Origin of the sequence: Agrobacterium sp. InxBP2 (genome assembly GCF_026191755.1) — a bacterium.
GTDB lineage: Bacteria > Pseudomonadota > Alphaproteobacteria > Rhizobiales > Rhizobiaceae > Agrobacterium > Agrobacterium pusense.
The window spans coordinates 235027-253184 of sequence record NZ_JAINDY010000036.1; the positions used below are offsets into that span (position 1 = coordinate 235027).

The window sequence follows — 18158 nt, forward strand, 5'->3', positions numbered from 1 at the left end:
TCGCCATTTCGGCTCAGGCGGCGCCCTTTTCATGATCTAGCACAGGCGCGTTGGCGGGAACGGGCAAAGTTACCGTGAATTGCGCACCTCCCCGATCCTGCCTGTTCTCCGCACGAATCGAGCCACCCATGGCCTCGATGAAACCCTTGCAGATGGATAGCCCCAGTCCGGTTCCCGCCTGCACCTGATCGGTCTTGCGCACCCGGTAGAAGCTGTCGAACACCCGCTCCGCATCTTCGGGAGGAAAGCCCGGCCCCTCATCGGCCACGGACAGGAAGACGTGCCTTCCCTGCTGCCAGCCCCGGAGTTCGATGACCGTGTGTCCGGGAGCATATTTGGCCGCGTTGTCTATGAGGTTGAACAGGACCTGTTCGAATAGCACGGGATCGACCCTAAGCATCGGCAGATCAGGCGGAATATCCAGGACAACCTCATGCCGCACAATGATTTTCGCGGCACGCGAAAGCGCTGTCCCGACCATGTCGCCAAGGAAATGCAGCCCGTAATTCGGCTCCATTGCACCCGATCCGATCCGCGTCATATCGAGAAGATTGGAGATGAAGCGGTTCAGCCGTTCGGATTCCTCAACGATCGTCGAAAGCAGATCGGCGCGCGCATCGGGCGGGATGTCCTCGGCAAAGTCCTTCAGCGTTCCGGCCGAACCCAGAATAGCCGCGAGCGGGGTTTTGAGGTCGTGGGAAATGGAAGTGAGGAGTGCTGTGCGCAGTCGGTCGGTTTCCGCGGCCAGCCTTGCCTTGTCGACATCCGAGGCAAGCTGGATACGTTCGATCGCGAGTGCAGCCTGGTCGGCCAGCGCATCAAACAGGCGCTGTTGTTCAGGTGTCAAAAGCAGCCCGCTTCGGTCATCATCCAACCCGACGACGCCGACGGCACCGCTGCCGGTGCGGAGCGGCAGATAAAGCCGCCGGGCGCCCGGCAATGTGTCTGCGCCGCGACCAGCCGCCTTGTCGTGTTCCCATGCCCATTGCGCGGCCGCGATATCGGCATCCACCAGCGTGTCATCGGGCGGATAACCGGCCTTGACGGCAATGGCGTTGTTCTCAGGCAGAAGCAGCACCACCCTCACCTTCAACATCGAAGCCATCTGGTAAGCGGTAGCCCACAACACATCATCCAGCGTCGCCGTTCCGGCAAGCTTTTTGGAAAACAGGTAGAGATCTTCCGTCGTGCGCGCCCTTACCCGCGCCGAGGCCGCCTGCCGTTGCACCGCAACCGTGAGGTTGGAGGCAACAAGCGCCACTCCGAGATAAAAAAGCAACGCCAGAACGCTGTCCGGCGCGCTGACCGTCAGCGTGTATCGTGGTTCCAGAAAGAAAAAATTGAATGCGACGGCGCCAAGCAGCGAGGCATACAACGCAGGTCCAAGTCCTCCGCGAACAGCGGCCGCCAGCACGGCCATGAGAAAAACGAGCGCCAGATTCTGAACGTCGAGCGTCCGGTCAAGCACGATGCCGACAACGATGGCGAGCGCTACGAACAGCGTGCTGTTGAGATAGGAGCCTATCGACCAGCGCGAGCGGGACGGTGCGGCCTTCACGGATTGCGCCGGCTTCTCTTCATTCTTGTCGCCGGAAATGACGTGCACACTGATATCGCCGGCATGGTCGATCAGATCATGCGTCAGCGAGCGCTGAAAAATTCGCTGCCACCAGGATTTTCGCGGGCGACCGATGATGATGTGGGTGAAATTGTTTGTATTGGCGTAGGAGATGATCTCCCGCGTCAGGTCAAGCGCCGGCAGGGTTACCGTCTCGCCGCCAAGCTGCTGGGCAAGCCGCATGGTGCCGGCCAGCCGGTCCTTCTCCGCCTCCGACAATTGCTGCGACCGCGGCGTGTCGAGATGCAGTGCGGTCCATGGTGCGCGCAGCCGGTCCGCCTGCCTTCGGGCATAACGCACAAGACCGGGGCCGTTGCCGCCATGATCAAGACAGACCACAACCCTGTCTCCGGCCGCCCAGGGGCCAGAGATGGCATGGGATTGCATGTGATTGAGCAATTGCTCATCCACCCGCTGCGCGGTGCGCCGGAGCGCCAGCTCGCGCAATGCCGTCAGGTTACCGCGCGAAAAATAATTCTCGATGGCGCGCCGTGCCGTACGGGGCAGGTAAACCTTGCCATCCTGCAGCCGCTTGATGAGGTCATCAGGCGTAATATCGATGATTTCGACATCATCGGCCCGGTCGATGATGCTGTCGGGCACGGTTTCACGGACACGGATGCGGGTAATCTGCGCCACCACATCATTCAGGCTTTCAACATGCTGGATGTTCAGCGTTGTGTAGACATCGATGCCCTGCGCGAGGATTTCCTGAACATCCATATAACGCTTGGGGTGGCGGCTGCCTGCAGCATTGGTGTGAGCAAGTTCATCGACCAGAACCAGGTCGGGGCGACGCGCGAGGATCGCGTCGATATCCATCTCCTCAAGCATCTGGCCGCGATAATCGATACGTTTGCGAGGGACGACCTCCAGCCCCTCGACCAATGCCTCGGTCTCCCTGCGGCCATGCGTTTCCACGACGCCGATAATGGTGTCGACGCCATCCGCAAGCTTCGCCCGGCCTGACATCAACATTTCATAGGTCTTGCCGACACCGGGTGCGGCGCCCAAAAAAATCTTCAACCGGCCCCGCGCCTCGCGCCTGGCGTTTTCCAGAAGCGCATCGGGCGACGGCCGGCCGGGCATGTTGCTGATATCGTCAGGCATTTAACCACCAGTGGTCGAGGCTATGGCTTGCGAACAAGCCATAGCCATTTCAATTCATGAGCCGGCTGCGTCAAGAGCCATGTTGAGCGCAAGAACGTTTACAACGGGCTCGCCCATGAAGCCGAGTTCCGGAGCTTCGACATGACGCTCAACGATGGCGCGCAACGCCGCTTCATCCATGCCCCTCGCTTTGGCGACACGCGGAACCTGGAAATAGGCGGCTTCCGGCGAAACATGCGGATCGAGACCGCTGCCCGAGGCCGTCACCAGATCGGCCGGCACCGCCGAGGCCGGATTTTCAGCTTTCGCGGCCTCGTAATCCTGTTTCACCCGGTCGATAAGCTTGGCGCTCGTCGGCCCGAGATTGGAGCCGGAGGACGAGGCCGCATTATAGCCATCGCCGGCGGCGGAAGGACGACCATGAAAATAAGTCTCGCCAGTGAAGGCCTGCCCGATCAATTGCGATCCGACCACCGTGCCATTTTTTTCGATCAGGCTGCCATTGGCCTGCGCGGGAAAAAGCGCCTGCGCCAGGCCCGTCATGCCGAGCGGATAGGCAAGGCCGGTGATGGCCGTGGTGGCGAGGATCAGCACCAGTGCGGGACGAAGCTGTCTAAACATTGTCTTTACTCCTCAGGCGAGACCGAGCGCCGTGATGGCGAGGTCGATGGCCTTGATGCCGATAAAGGGAACGATGATGCCGCCGAAGCCATAGATGACCAGATTGCGCGATAGCAGCGCACCTGCACCGATCGGGCGATATTTGACGCCCTTCAGCGAGAGCGGGATCAGCGCGATGATGATAAGCGCGTTGAACATGATGGCCGAGAGGATGGCGCTCTGCGGCGTCGAAAGTCCCATGACATTCAGGACGCCAAGCTGCGGATAGAGCGCCAGGAACATTGCCGGAATGATGGCAAAATATTTGGCGATGTCGTTGGCAATCGAGAAGGTGGTCAGTGCACCGCGCGTCATCAGCAACTGCTTGCCGATTTCGACGATCTCGATGAGCTTGGTCGGATCGCTGTCGAGATCGACCATGTTGCCCGCCTCGCGGGCGGCCACGGTACCGGTGTTCATGGCAACGCCGACATCGGCCTGCGCCAGCGCGGGAGCATCATTGGTGCCGTCACCGCACATGGCGACGAGCTTGCCCTTCGCCTGCTCCTCGCGGATAAGCTCCAGCTTGTTTTCCGGTGTCGCCTGGGCGAGGAAATCATCGACACCCGCTTCCGCAGCAATTGCGGCGGCGGTCATCGGATTGTCGCCAGTGATCATGACAGTGCGGATGCCCATGCGGCGAAGCTCCGCAAAACGCTCGCGAATGCCGCCCTTGACGATATCCTTCAGCTGCACGACGCCGAGAAGCTTGCCATCCCGAACAACGGCGAGCGGCGTGCCCCCGGTCTTGGCAATTTCTTCGGCAATTGTCCTTATGCCGCGCATGGCATCCGTTTCGGTTTTGACGGCAAGCGCCACATTGCCCTGTTGCGAAGCGCCGCCGTCAACATAGGAAAGAACGGCGTCGACCGCCCCCTTGCGAATGGAGGAGCCTTCGAAATCGACACCGCTCATGCGGGTCTGGGCGGTGAAGGGGACGAAATTGGCATGCAGCTTCTGCATGTCACGGGCACGGATGCCATATTTCTCCTTCGCCAGAACCACAATGGAGCGACCTTCAGGTGTTTCGTCAGCAAGGGACGCAAGCTGGGCCGCATCGGCCAGTTCCTGCTCGGAAACGCCGGCGACGGGGCGGAACTCGGTCGCCTGCCGGTTCCCGAGCGTGATCGTGCCGGTCTTGTCGAGCAACAGCGTGTCCACGTCGCCAGCAGCCTCGACGGCGCGGCCGGACATGGCGAGCACGTTGAAACGCACCAGCCTGTCCATGCCGGCGATGCCGATCGCCGACAGAAGCGCGCCGATGGTGGTGGGGATAAGCGTGACGAACAGCGCCACCAGCACGATGATCGGGATCGAACCGCCGGCATAGGCCGCGAAACTCGGTATGGTCGCGGTGGCCAGAACGAAGATCAGCGTCATGCCTGCGAGAAGAATGTTGAGCGCAATCTCGTTCGGCGTTTTCTGGCGTTCAGCACCTTCGACCAGGGAAATCATCCGGTCGAGGAAGGTGGAGCCGGCAGCAGCGGTGATGCGGACCCTTATCCAGTCCGACAGCACCTGCGTGCCGCCGGTGACGGCAGAGCGGTCGCCACCGGATTCGCGGATGACCGGGGCGGATTCGCCTGTTATCGCCGCCTCGTTTACCGAAGCAACACCTTCAATAACCTCTCCATCGGAAGGGATGATATCGCCTGCCTCTACAAGAACGATATCGTTCACCTTCAGGCTGGTGCCCGCCACCATACTGTATTGGCTACGGTCATCGCCGGTGAGCAGTTTCGCCTGGGTTTCTGTGCGGGTCCGGCGCAGCGAATCCGCCTGCGCCTTGCCGCGCCCTTCGGCGACGGCTTCGGCGAAATTGGCGAACAGCACGGTGAACCAAAGCCAGAGATTGATCTGGAAGGAGAAGCCCAGATTGGCACCGCCCGTGATGAGATCGCGGATGAACAGCACCGTGGTCAGCACTGACACCGTCGCAACAACGAACATGACCGGATTGCGCGCAAGCGTGCGCGGGTTGAGCTTTTTGAATGCGGCGGCGATGGCCGGCACGAGAATGCGAGAATCGAGGATGCTCACTTGTTTTGACTGGCTCATGAAGAGGCTCCAGCGTTTGAACAGGGCGACCGATGAGGGTCGATCAGCCCGTGATAACTTCGAGAGCGACAACGGCGGCGAACAGAGCCGCCATCATCGCGAGAATGAGATTGGAGGCGCACCAGCCGCCGGGCGTGGCGCTGCCTCTGACGGGAGCGCCGTTGCGGGCGGGAACGATGCGGCGACGTGCGGATTTGCCTTCGTTCATGACATCACCTCAAAAAAGCTGACCTGCCGCCATGACGAGATGTTCGGCAACCGGGCCGAGCGCCAGCGCAGGCAGGAAGGTAAGGCCGCCGACGATCAGGATCGTGCCGACCAGCAGGCCAACGAAAAGCGGGCCATCCGTCGGGAAGGTGCCTGCAGAGGCCGGAACGGTCTTCTTGGTGACCAGCGAACCCGCAATGGCGAGTGCGGGAATGATGACCAGAAAGCGGCCCATCAACATGCCGAGACCAAGCGTGATGTTGTACCAGGTCGTGTTCCCGGTCAGGCCACCGAAGGCCGAACCGTTATTGGCGGCCGCCGAGGTGTAGGCATAGAGGATTTCGGAAAAGCCGTGCGGGCCCGCGGTCCCAATCGATGCCACAGCCGAGGGCAGGATGGTGGCAGTGGCGGTGAAGACCAGCATGGCGAGCGGCAGGCAGAGAATGGCCAGAACCGCCATCTTCATTTCCTTCGCCTCGATCTTCTTGCCGAGATATTCCGGCGTGCGCCCGACCATCAGCCCTGCCACGAAGATGGCGATGACGATGAAGAGCAGAATGCCGTAAAAGCCCGCGCCGACCCCGCCGACGATCACCTCGCCCAGCTGCATGTTGATGAGCGGGATGAGACCACCCAAGGCCGTGAAGCTGCCGTGCATGGCATTGACCGCGCCGCAGGACGCAGCCGTGGTGATGACCGCGAAGAGCGACGAGAGCGCCAATCCGAAACGGACTTCCTTGCCTTCCATATTGCCGCCTGCAAGACCGAAGCTGTGCATCAGCGGGTTTCCGGCTGCTTCCGCCCAGTAGGTGACGGCAACGCCGGCGATGAACAGCACGCCCATGGCCGCAAGGATAGCCCAGCCCTGGCGCTGGTTGCCGACCATGCGACCGAAGACATTGGTGAAAGCTGCGCCGATGGCGAAGATCGATACCATCTGGATCATATTGGAAATGGCATCGGGGTTTTCGAAGGGATGCGCCGAATTGGCGTTGAAGAAGCCGCCGCCATTGGTGCCCAGCATCTTGATCGCGAGCTGCGATGCGACAGGGCCGACGGCAATCGTCTGCTGCGCGCCTTCCAGCGTCTGCGCGTTCACATAGGCGCCGAGCGTCTGCGGCACGCCGAGCCAGACGTAGACGAGCGTCAGCACGATGCAGAGGGGTAATAACACGTAGAGCGTGGAGCGGACCATATCCACCCAGAAGTTGCCGATCGCCTTGCCGGAAGCGCGCGAGAATGCGCGGATCAGGCCGATGGCGATTGCCATGCCGGTTGCGGCGGAAACGAAGTTCTGCACGGTGAGACCGGCCATCTGGGTCAGATAGGAAAGCGTGCTTTCGCCGCCATAATTCTGCCAGTTGGTGTTGGTGACGAAGCTGACGGCCGTATTGAAGGACAATTCTGGTCCGACGGCCGCCATTCCCTGCGGATTATAGGGTAGCACGGCCTGAAAGCGCATCAGGGCATAGAGCAGGGCGAAACCGAGAAGATTGAAGAGAAGCATGGAGACCGCATAGGTCGTCCAGTGCTGCTCCTCACGCTCACTTGTCCCGGCAAGGGCGTAAAGTCCGCGCTCGACCGGCACAAGAACCGGCGACAGCAGCGTGCGCTCGCCATTGAAGACACGCGCCATATAGAAGCCAAGCGGCTTCACCAGCGCAAAAATGATCCCGCAGAAAAGCAGGACCTGGAACCATCCATTGAGGGTCATGGTATCAAACTTTCAACAGCCGCCGCTTCCCGATCAGAAACGTTCGGGGCGAATGAGAGCATAGGTGAGATAGGCAGCGATAAAGACCGTGACGGCGCCGCTCAGGATATAATCAAACGTCATCGCAGCCTCCGTCTAAAGCCGGTCGCAGGCGCGCGTGTAGGCAAAGCAGAGGGCGAAGAACACCGTGGCTGCGCCGATCAGAACAATATCCATCATTGATGGGACTCCTTTTTAATCGAGGAGCCGGACAGGAAGAAAAGCGCCGTCATGTGGGACGTCGCTTTTCATTCTTTCTGGCTGGGAAGAAACACCATCCCTTCCCGCACAGAAGAATGCACCCGAACCGCATAAAGGTTCGAGACGGCCACAGGGGCAATAAAATAGGAATCCTATAGGAATTTCGATGCCCGCTGACCGGACATCGCTTCCGCCAATCAAGTCAGCTGTTGTCACCGAAAGCGGAAACGATGGTTTCCGCCGGACTTTTGTCCGCCAGCAGCGCGGCCAGCAAAATGCGCGCCTGACCCGGACGAAGTGTGGCTGAATGCACGGCGCCCGCCGCGACGAGATCATGTCCACCGCCGCCGCCGCCGTAACTCGCCACGAGCCGCCCTTCCGGCACGCGGCTGGAGACGACGACCGGAACGCCGCGTTCGGCGCAGCGCTTCACGGCTTCGGCGATACGCGGATTGGCATTCCCGGAACCAAGTCCAGCAAGAACGATGCCTTTCGCGCCCGCCTGAAGGCTTGCATCGATATGGGTGGCATCACAGCCAGGATGAATGGCAACGATATCGACGCGCTGATCGGCCACCGGGGCGGCAAGCAACGGTGTTCGGGCGGCAGCCAGTGGCCGGGTCGAGCGGAATGCGTCTGCCTCGTCCGCGCTCAGCTTGTAGAGCCCCCAGGCCGAGAGACAGCGACCGCCGAAGGAGAGAAGCACACCCTTAGCAGCATTCGCCTGATCGAGCGCTGTTTCTATGGCTCGAGCCAGATTTGCCGGTCCGTCTGCGTCCTTATGGTCTGCCGTAAACTGTGCGCCGGTGAAGACCACCGGCTTCGTGATGGCGTGCTGCAAATGGACGAGTAGCGAGGATTCCTCCATTGCATCGGTTCCGTGCAGAACCACGATACCCGCCACTTCGGGATCGTCGAGTTCGATACGAACGGCATCGCTGATGGTCTGCATGTCGGCAAGCGTCAGGCTGGACGAATCTTTCGCCATGAGGTCCACCGGCTTCAGCCGGGCGCCGATTTCCGGTACCAGCGCAAGCAGATCTTCACCGGAAAGGCTGGGCGTGCTGGCACCATCGGCACCGCGCCGACTGGCGATGGTGCCACCGGTGGCGATGACCGCCACCAGAGGTATCGCGCCCTGCCCGCTCAATGCGATGCTCCCGCGCGTTCAGCCGCAAGGCGATAGATGCGGTCACGCAGCAGATACCAGCCGATGACGAGCGCCGGGATGATAATCAGCAGCGAAGCGATGGTCCAGGAGCCGACGGGATAGTCGAAGGCCATCAGCACCAGCACGCCGAACAGAAAAACGAGCGTGAGGATGCCGGTATAGGGCGCGCCGAACATGCGGAAATCCGGACGCACCAGTTCACCGCGCTGCGAAAGCTGCCAGAGTTTGAGCTGGCAGAGCACGATGACGGCCCAGGCGCAGATGATGCCAAGCGCTGACAGGTTGAGCGCGATTTCGAACGCGGCTGCGGGGACAACGGCGTTGAGTGCGACGCCGAACACGGTAACGACGGCAGTAACCGCGATGCCACCATAAGGCACGCCATTCTTGTTCATCTTCGCCAGCGCTGCCGGGGCCGAGCCGGAGACAGCCATGGAGTGAAGGATGCGGCCGGTGGAATAGAGCCCGGCATTGAGCGAGGACAGGACGGCGGTCAGAACAACAAGGTTCATAATGACATCGGCACCCTGCACGCCGATGGAGCCGAAGAAGGTAACGAAAGGGCTCTCACCGGCCTTGTAGGCCGTGTAGGGCAGGAGCAGCGTGAACAACAGCACCGAGCCGACGTAAAACACGACGAGACGCAGGACGACGGCGCGGATGGCGCGCGGCATAACCTTGCGCGGGTCCTCGGTTTCGCCTGCTGCCGTACCGATCAACTCGATCGAGGCATAGGCGAATACCACGCCCTGGATGATGACGAAGGCTGGAAGAATGCCATTCGGGAAGAAGCCGCCATTGTCAGTAATGAGGCTGAAGCCGGTAACGTGGCCTTCGATGGGCGTACCGAAAATGACGAAATAAACGCCGACGACGAGGAAGATCGCGAGCGCCAGCACCTTGATCAGGCTGAACCAGAACTCCAGTTCCCCGAACACCTTCACCGACAGCATGTTCATCGCCAGTACGACCACCAGCGCCGTCATCGCGAATACCCACTGATCGATGCCCGCAAGCCACGGTACGTATTGCTTGAAGAAATTCATATAAAGCGCGACGGCGGTGACATCGGCCACCGAGGTCATCGCCCAGTTGAGCCAATACATCCAGCCGGCCGCAAAGGCCATCTTCTCACCGTAGAACTCGCGGGCATAGGACACGAAAGAACCGGAGCTGGGGCGATGCATGATCAACTCGCCGAGCGCACGCAGCACGAGAAACGCGAAGAAGCCGCAGAGTGCATAAACGAAAACCAGAGCCGGACCGGCCTGTGCGAGACGCCCGCCGGCACCCAGAAAGAGACCCGTGCCGATGGCGCCGCCGATGGCAATCATCTGAATCTGGCGCGGCTTCAGGGCTTTATGGTAACCGAGATCCTCTTCGGCGAAGACCTCACGTTCGGCGGGTGCCGTTTTTCCAGAATGCATGGATTTATCCTCCCGATAAAACGCTTGTAGTCGGCAATTAGCCGGAAATCAAAGTGGAACTGGCGTCGTCCCCAAGGCTGGAAATATGGCCAGCGAATGCGCTCATGCTGTAAAGCTGCATGACAGATTTTTGCCGTCATAAGTCGAGACAATGGCTTTCGTCAAGAGCTGTTCGCCAATATTGACCTACCTCCCCCGCAGGCATATGGTCATTAAATCTGTAAGACAGCTTTACAGATTTTGCAACGCTAGAAGCCAGTGGAGGAATAAGTGAGCGTGACGCGCAGTGAGCATGATTTGCTCGGGTCGAAGGAAATTCCGGCGAATGTTTATTGGGGCGTGCACACCGCGCGCGCGGTGGAAAACTTCAAGATCACCGGGGTGACCATTGGCCATAACCCTTACCTGTTAAGGGGTTTGGCCTATGTGAAAGAGGCGGCCGCACGTGCAAATCACGAACTTGGCCTGCTCGACAGGGATCGGATGGAGGCGATTGCGGAAGCCTGCCGCGAAATCCGCGCCGGCGCTCTTCATGAGCAGTTCGTTGTGGATGAAATCCAGGGCGGAGCCGGCACATCCACCAACATGAACGCCAATGAGGTCATCGCCAACCGCGCGCTGGAACTGCTTGGGCACGAAAAGGGCGAGTATGCCCGGCTTCACCCGAACGATCACGTCAATCTCAGCCAGTCGACCAACGATGCTTATCCGACCGCGGTGAACGTTGGCCTGATCGAGGCGATTGACGACCTGGCAGCCTCGATGGGCGTTCTGAAGGACGCCTTCGACCGCAAGTCGCAGGAATTCGCCGGCTTCATCAAGATCGGGCGCACTCAGTTGCAGGATGCGGTACCGATGACGCTCGGCCAGGAGTTCCGCACGTTCGTGGTGATGCTGGGCGAAGACCAGGCGCGTCTGATCGAATCCGCCGCTCTGCTGCATGAGATCAATCTGGGCGCCACCGCCATCGGCACCGGGCTCAACGCACCGCCCGGTTATGCCGAGCTTGCCTGCCGGCATTTGGCGGAACTGACCGGCCGGCCGCTGGTGACGGCCGCAGACCTTATCGAAGCCACACAGGACCCCGGCGCCTTCGTGCACCTCTCCGGCGTGCTGAAACGCGTCGCCGTAAAGCTGTCGAAGACTTGCAACGACCTTCGCCTGCTCTCGTCAGGCCCGCGCGCCGGGATTGGCGAAATTACCCTTCCCTCCGTTCAGGCGGGCTCCAGCATCATGCCGGGCAAGATCAATCCGGTCATTCCCGAAGTGGTCAACCAGGTGGCCTATGCGGTGATCGGCAACGACATCACCATCACCATGGCCGCCGAAGCCGGGCAGCTGCAGTTGAACGCCTTCGAGCCGATCATCGTGCGTGCGCTCTCCCAGAGCATCAGTCAGCTAAGCGCCGCCTGCCGCACACTGGCAGAGCGATGCGTGGACGGCATCGTCGCCAATCCGGCCATCATGGCGCAGCGCGTGGAAGAATCAATCGGTCTCGCCACGGCGCTTAACCCGCTGATCGGTTATTATGCGGCGACGGAAGTCGCCAAGGAAGCGCTTGCCAGCGGGCGTACCGTGCCGCAGGTGGTTCTTGAACGTGGTTACATGACAGAGGCCGAACTGCAGCAAGCGCTCAGTCCACGGCACCTTGCCAATCTGCCAGCGGTCACGGCTGGCGAAGCCGATCTTCGCCAATGATCGTCGTCACTACCTGCTTCACCTGCCCGAGGTGAAGCTCCATCGCCTCACGCGCCTCAGGCGCTGAACCGCGCCGGATCGCTTCGACGATCCGGCGATGCTCGAAATTGGAAGCGACGCGGCGACCGGCCATAAGGTTCACCATCTCTGATTGCTGGGCGACGGCCTCGCGGGCGTCCGCCACCACCTTGGCAAAGAGGCGGTTGGCGGAGGCCTCCGCGATGGCGCAATGAAACTGGCCATCCAGCAATACCCAGGGATGCGGCCTTTCCTCGGTTTCCATGCGGCTACAGAGATCGAGCAAAACCTGCAGTTGGGCGTCCGTGCGACGCAAGGCGGCCCACCCTGCAGCCGGCACTTCGATAAAGGGGCGGGCCTCGATCAGGTCGCGTGCGGAATAGGCACCGTAATTCAGTTCCGATGGCGGCGTCGGGGTCATCACATACGTGCCGCTGCCTGTGCGCGTCTGTGTCAGGCCGAGCGTCTGGAGAGACCGCAGGGCCTCGCGAATAATCGGCCGGCTGACGCCGTAACGCGTTGCGAGATGTGCTTCCGAAGGGAGCCGGGTACCGACCGCAAGCTGGCCTGTCGTGATGGCGGAACGGATATCATCGAACACCGCTTCCGCGGCATTCTTGCGATTGATCGGCTGTCCATCCGCAAGCCAATCCGACAAACCGCCCATCTTTAAATCCTCCGCACTCTCAATATGTCCGCGATATCGATGCAACCGCCCAAATACAAAAGGACGGCTGCCGCTCTCGCGGCTAAGCCGACCTTCCTAACATCATCCTGCACGCGGGAACAACGACGGTGGATATTTTTATTGGAGCGAGGAGGCAGTGCAGCCACCACCTCGCCCGGCATCCGATATCACGCCTGGATTTCTGCGCCCTCCGGCTTCTCATCCTCGCGTGGAATACGAAACCAGGCAACGTAGAGCGCCGGCAGAAAAAGCAGGGTAAGCGCCGTGCCGACCACAATGCCACCCATCATCGCATAGGCCATCGGCCCCCAGAAGATTTCCCGGGATATGGGGATGAGGGCAAGCGTTGCCGCCGCCGCCGTCAGCATGATCGGCCGCATGCGGTGTTCGGTCGCCTCAATGACGGCACGCCAGGCCGAGACACCTTCGCTTCGCAGATGCTCGATCTGCACGACGAGGATGACCGAGTTCCGGATAAGGATGCCGATCAGCGCCAGCACGCCGAGAATGGCAACGAAGCCCATTGGCGCATTGGAGAAGAGCAGTGCCACCACCACGCCGATCAGGGCCGTGGGCGCCACGGCGAAGACCAGGAACAACCGGCTGAAGCTTTGCAGCTGAACCATCAGGATCGTCGCCATTGCAAACAACATCAGCGGCACCACGGCGACGATCGGCGCTTGCGAATCCGCGCTGGACTCCACCGAACCGCCCGTCTCCACCTTGTAACCCACAGGAAGCGTTTTCTCGAAAGCCTCTATTTTCGGCTTCAGCTGCGTCACGATCGTTGCGGGCTGCGTCGGGCCGATGATGGCAGCCTTGACGGTGACCGTCGGTATCCGGTCGCGACGCCAGATGGTCGGTTGCTCCAGCTCGTAGCGGAAATTGGCAATGGCCGAAAGCGGCACGGCCTTGCCGTTGGTCGCCGGCAATTGCAGGTTCTGCAAGGTTTCGATGGACCCGCGCTCCGACAACTGCGCCCGCGCCACCACATTCACGAGGTAGATGTCGTCCCTGACCTGGGTGACCGTAGATCCCTCGACAATGCTGTTCATGGCGTTGGCGATATCTTCCGAGGAGACGCCGAGCTGGCGGGCCTTGTCCTGCAGCACATCCACCTTCACCACACGTGTCGGTTCGTTCCAGTCCATGACCATGTTGGACAACAGCTGGTGCTCGCCGACAATGCCCGACAATTGCTGCCCGAGCTCACGGACCTTCTGGATATCCGGGCCGCTGAGGCGATATTGCACCGGCTTACCGACCGGCGGGCCGATATCGAGCAGTTTCACGAAGGCGTCAGTGCCGACGAATGTCCGGTCCAGATATTCCTGCAATTCGGCGCGCACCTTGTCCCGCACGTCCAGCCCCTTGGTGACGATGACGGTCTGGCCGAAGGTGACATCAGGAGTCTGCACGTCGAAAGAGAGGATGAAGCGCGGCGCGCCTTCACCGACATAGGTCGTCCAGTGGTCGATATCCGGATTCTTGGCGAGCATTTCCTGCTCGAACTGCGCCATCTGCCGGTTGGTTTCGGCAATCGAGCTGTTCTGCGGCAGGTTCCAGTCAACGATGAGCTCCACACGGTCCGAGGACGGGAAGAACTGCTGCTGCACGAGGCTCATGCCACCCACGGACAGGCCGAACAGGGTTATGGTGAGGATGATCGTCACCCAGCGCCAGCGCAGCGCCCGGCCGAGAAGCCAGGAAAAGGCCGAGGCGAACCGGCCCTTCTTCTCGTGGTGAGATTTCATTGTCTTCGGCAGAATCGTCACGCCGAGCAGGGGCGTGAACAAAACCGCGACGATCCAAGACACGATCAGCGAAACTGCAATCACCACGAAGAGTGTGAACGTAAACTCACCCGCTGCGCTGTTGTTGAGGCCGACAGGAATAAAGCCGGCAACGGTGACCAGCGTACCGGTCAGCATCGGGAAGGCGGTGGAGGTGTAGACATAGGTCGCCGCTTTTCTGAGATCGTCTCCGACCTCAAGCCGCGCGACCATCATTTCGACGGCGATCATCGCATCATCCACGAGAAGCCCGAGCGCGATGATGAGAGCACCGAGCGAAATGCGTTGCAGCGAAATGCCTGTGTATTCCATGTAGACGAAGGTTATCGCCAGCACGAGCGGAATGGAAACCGCCACCACCATGCCGGCCCTGAGGCCAAGGCTGATGAAGCTGATGACAAGGACGATGGCGATGGCTTCGAACAGCGCCGAGGTGAAGCCCGACACCGCCTCATCGACGACGGCAGGCTGATCGGACACCCGGTGCACATCGACACCAACTGGCAGATCCGCCACCACGCGTTTCATCTGCGCATCCAGCGCCTCGCCGAAATGCAGCAGGTTCGCGCCGGTTTTCATGCCGATTGCAAGGCCGATGGCCGGCTGGCCGTTGAAACGGAACAGCGAGGACGGCGGATCGACATAACCGCGCCGGATCGTCGCTACTTCCGTCAACGGGAAAAAGCGGTTGTTGACGCGCAGGTTGATCGCCCGCAGACTGTCTTCAGACGTGAACTGGCCGCTGACGCGAAGCGCCACGCGCTCAGGTCCTGCATTGACGAAGCCGGACTGGGTGACGGCATTCTGCGATTGTAATGTCTTGATGATGGACTGCTGATCAATGCCGAGCGCCGCGATCTGTCGCGTGGAAAATTCCAGATAGATCGTCTCGTCCTGTGCGCCGATGACATCGACCTTGCCGATATTGTCGACGGTCAAGACCTTGGCGCGGGCATCTTCCACCAGGTCACGCAATTGCCGTTGGCTGAGGCCGTCGCTGGTGAAGGCGTAGATATTGCCATAAACGTCGCCGAAACGGTCATTGAAGAAGGGGCCGACCACGCCGGATGGAAACTCGCCCTTGATGTCGCCGATCATGTTGCGCACCCGCACCCAGGTCGGTTCGACATTGCGCGCCTTGGTTTCCGGCACCAGCTCCACAAAGATCGTCGTGCGGCCCGCCACCGTCTGGCTGCGCAGATGATCGAGATTATCGAGTTCCTCGAGCTTCTTCTCGATCCTGTCGGTCACCTGCCGCGCCACTTCCTCCGCCGAGGCGCCGGGCCACTGGGCACTGATCACCATGGTCTTGATGGTGAAGTTCGGGTCTTCCTCGCGACCGAGGTTGAGATAGGAAAAAACGCCGGCGAGAACGAAAACCAGCATGAAATACCAGACAAGCGAACGGTGTTCGAGCGCCCAGTCTGAAAGATTGAATTTCTTCACTGACGGACCTCCTGATCGATCCTGATGGCCTGTCCATCCTTAAGCTTGTGAACGCCGGCGCTGGCGACGCGCTCGCCGGGTTTGACGCCGCCGGTGATGCGCACGCTGCCGCCTTCGGCGGGTTCACCCTCTATCGTGACCGGGCGCGCCGTGACGGTCGCCGTGTCGGCATTAACGATCCAGACCGACCAGCCGCCCTCCGTTTTCAACAGGGCCGATGCCGGCAGCATGATCCGCGGTTCGGAAGCAGCAAGCACGGAAGCCGTGACGACGGAACCGAGGCGGAATGCCGCCGGCGCATCCTGCAGACTGATCTTGGTCCGTCGTGTGCGCGTTGCCGTTTCGGCTGCCGGGGCGATTTCCCGCACCACGCCGGTGGTTCGGATTTTTGGATCGAGCTGCAGGGCGATCTCGAAGGTCGAGCCGATATCCAGACGCTGCGCCGCAAATTGCGGAACATCCACCACTACATCGCGCACTTCCGGGCGGGCGATGGTGACGACCGTCTGGCCGGCGGAAACAACCTGGCCGATTTCACCCGATGTGGCCGTGACAACACCGTCGAATTCCGCATGGAGCTGCGCGTAACCCAGCTGTTCTTCCGCCTTGTCCAGGTTTGCACGGGCCTTGGCAACGGAGGCGTTGGCGGTGCGCGTCGCCTGTTGGGCTTCCTCCAGCGCCGCCTCGGTGCCGCTACGCGCCTCCGCCAGCACACGCTGGCGCTGTTCGGTGGTCACGGCATTGGCGAGCTGCGCTTCGGCATTGGAAAGATCCGACTGCGCGCTCTTCACCGACAGTTCAAGCGCGAGCGGATCGATCGAGGCCACCACATCGCCCTTCTTGACCAGATCGGCGACATCGACGTTCCGCGCTATGATCCGCCCGAGGACGCGAAAACCGAGATCCGTCTGAATGCGCGATTCCACCGTTCCGGTGAGCTGCAGCGCATCCGCCGACTTTTCCTCGACCACCACCGAGAGCACCGGTCGCGGCGCCTCGGCGGCGGCCTCCTGCTTTTCCTGACAGGACGAGAGCGCCATCGCGGGCAGCAGCAAAAACAAGCTTCTGTTTATCCTGAACATTATTGTGCCTGCCCCTTTTCATAGGCGACCTTTTCACCGGTCCGGAGGAATTTGGTCCCGCCCGTGACCACGAGATCGCCGGGGTTCAGCCCCGCCGAGACGACGAATTGACTGGTCTCATAATCCGCAACCTCGATCGGCCGCATGGAGACTTCGGAGGATTGCGGATCCACCACCCAGACGGCGGGTCGGCCTTTTTGCGACGTCATTGCCGACCATGGAAGCTCGATGGCATCCACCTGCCTGAAGCGGAAATGGCCGGATACCGGCGCACCAAGCGGCATGGTCAGATCGCCGTTAAGACCGACCTTCACCCTTATCGTACCATTGTCCGGATCGATCGTCGGAGAGATTTCCCGCACGGGAGCCGCCACGGCGCGGGCGGGATCCGAAAGGAGGCTGACATTGACGAGATTGTCGATGTCGCGCTCCAGGAAAAGAGATTCGTAGACATCAAACACGGCGTCGCGCGGCCCGTCATGCGCCAGCGTGAACACGAGCTGGGCAGCCTGCGCCACCTGGCCCACTTCGACATTTCGCGCCGTGATCACGCCATCCGCATCGGCCCTGAGTTCCGTATACGACAGCGCGTCGCGCGCCGTATCGAGTTGCGCCTGGGCCGATCTGACCGCGCCCTGCGTGGTAAGCAGCGTTTCCTGGGCCTTGTCGACGGCCGAGCGCGAGGTGACCTGCGTCCGGAAAAGACTTTGCTGGCGATCGAATGCCAATTGTGCCTGCGTCTGTTGTGCTTCTGCCGATTGCAGATTGGCAAGGGCAACATCGATGTCGGCCTTCTGCTCCTCCGGATCGATGCGGGCGAGCAGTTGCCCTGTCGTCACCCGCGCGCCCACATCCACCAGCCTTTCGGTGATCTTGCCGCTGACGCGAAACGACAGGTCCGTCTGAACCCTCGCCCTCACTTCGCCGGTGATGATGCTGCCACGGTCGATCGGCTGCTTCTCCGCCTTGACCACATCGACAGTTCGCAGCGGCTTTTCGGCCGGCGGCTCTTCATTGCTGCAGGATGACAGGGCAAAAACGCCGCCCACCGCCCATGCGATAAGAATGGTTCTCATGCTGACCTCTTGATCTTCGCCCTCATCCATAATATTTGACTGACTGTATAGTCAATGAAATTCTTATGCCGTCGCTCTGGGAGCTGTTCGGGGTATCCCTCCCCTAGAGAAGGATCATTGCAGACTGCCCGACGCATTCGCTGGCAAGCAAA

At 60.8% G+C, this 18158-nt stretch carries 13 protein-coding genes; 1 reads left to right on the forward strand and 12 read right to left on the reverse strand.

The window, feature by feature from the left end; translation table 11 throughout:
• Positions 1 to 13 precede the first annotated feature (13 nt).
• From K7A42_RS25320 to K7A42_RS25355, 8 genes are all read right to left on the reverse strand, one after another.
• Positions 14 to 2728 (reverse strand): sensor histidine kinase, encoded by a 2715-nt coding sequence (locus tag K7A42_RS25320; protein WP_282456102.1) that lies wholly within the window; start codon positions 2726 to 2728, stop codon positions 14 to 16.
• Positions 2729 to 2782: 54 nt separating this feature from the next.
• Positions 2783 to 3349, reverse strand: a complete 567-nt coding sequence (gene kdpC / locus K7A42_RS25325; protein ID WP_022563077.1) for a potassium-transporting ATPase subunit KdpC — start codon at positions 3347 to 3349, stop codon at positions 2783 to 2785.
• A gap of 12 nt (positions 3350 to 3361) precedes the next feature.
• The gene (gene kdpB / locus K7A42_RS25330) at positions 3362 to 5446 is read right to left on the reverse strand and encodes a potassium-transporting ATPase subunit KdpB (RefSeq protein WP_282456103.1); all 2085 of its coding nucleotides are present in this window, start codon (positions 5444 to 5446) and stop codon (positions 3362 to 3364) included.
• 43 nt (positions 5447 to 5489) lie between these two features.
• Complete coding sequence (locus tag K7A42_RS25335) at positions 5490 to 5654, reverse strand: hypothetical protein (RefSeq protein ID WP_004445852.1); 165 nt, start codon at positions 5652 to 5654, stop codon at positions 5490 to 5492.
• A gap of 9 nt (positions 5655 to 5663) precedes the next feature.
• Entirely contained in the window at positions 5664 to 7367 is a 1704-nt protein-coding gene (gene kdpA, locus K7A42_RS25340) for a potassium-transporting ATPase subunit KdpA (RefSeq protein WP_207590434.1), read from the reverse strand.
• Between the two features lie 33 nt (positions 7368 to 7400).
• Complete coding sequence (kdpF, locus tag K7A42_RS25345; protein ID WP_003506089.1) at positions 7401 to 7490, reverse strand: K(+)-transporting ATPase subunit F; 90 nt, start codon at positions 7488 to 7490, stop codon at positions 7401 to 7403.
• A 319-nt stretch (positions 7491 to 7809) separates the two neighbouring features.
• Positions 7810 to 8757, reverse strand: a complete 948-nt coding sequence (locus K7A42_RS25350) for an asparaginase (protein WP_006697206.1) — start codon at positions 8755 to 8757, stop codon at positions 7810 to 7812.
• On the reverse strand, positions 8754 to 10205 hold the full coding sequence (locus K7A42_RS25355; RefSeq protein WP_004445858.1) for an amino acid permease: 1452 nt from the start codon (positions 10203 to 10205) through the stop codon (positions 8754 to 8756). The genes K7A42_RS25350 and K7A42_RS25355 overlap by 4 nt, the downstream gene beginning before the upstream one ends.
• 270 nt (positions 10206 to 10475) lie before the next feature.
• On the opposite strand from K7A42_RS25355, the gene K7A42_RS25360 reads away from it, so the two are divergent.
• Complete coding sequence (locus tag K7A42_RS25360; protein ID WP_282456104.1) at positions 10476 to 11903, forward strand: aspartate ammonia-lyase; 1428 nt, start codon at positions 10476 to 10478, stop codon at positions 11901 to 11903.
• Here K7A42_RS25360 and K7A42_RS25365 read toward each other — a convergent pair.
• The 4 genes from K7A42_RS25365 to K7A42_RS25380 all read right to left on the reverse strand — a co-directional run bounded on the left by K7A42_RS25365 (position 11872) and on the right by K7A42_RS25380 (position 18006).
• Positions 11872 to 12588, reverse strand: a complete 717-nt coding sequence (locus tag K7A42_RS25365) for a FadR/GntR family transcriptional regulator (RefSeq protein ID WP_004445862.1) — start codon at positions 12586 to 12588, stop codon at positions 11872 to 11874. The two genes, K7A42_RS25360 and K7A42_RS25365, sit on opposite strands and share 32 nt — an antisense overlap.
• A 188-nt stretch (positions 12589 to 12776) precedes the next feature.
• Complete coding sequence (locus K7A42_RS25370; RefSeq protein WP_022563085.1) at positions 12777 to 15848, reverse strand: efflux RND transporter permease subunit; 3072 nt, start codon at positions 15846 to 15848, stop codon at positions 12777 to 12779.
• Entirely contained in the window at positions 15845 to 16930 is a 1086-nt protein-coding gene (locus tag K7A42_RS25375; protein ID WP_077985806.1) for an efflux RND transporter periplasmic adaptor subunit, read from the reverse strand. Before K7A42_RS25375 ends, K7A42_RS25370 begins: the two co-directional genes overlap by 4 nt.
• On the reverse strand, positions 16930 to 18006 hold the full coding sequence (locus tag K7A42_RS25380; RefSeq protein ID WP_006697210.1) for an efflux RND transporter periplasmic adaptor subunit: 1077 nt from the start codon (positions 18004 to 18006) through the stop codon (positions 16930 to 16932). The genes K7A42_RS25375 and K7A42_RS25380 overlap by 1 nt, the downstream gene beginning before the upstream one ends.
• Positions 18007 to 18158: the final 152 nt, after the last annotated feature.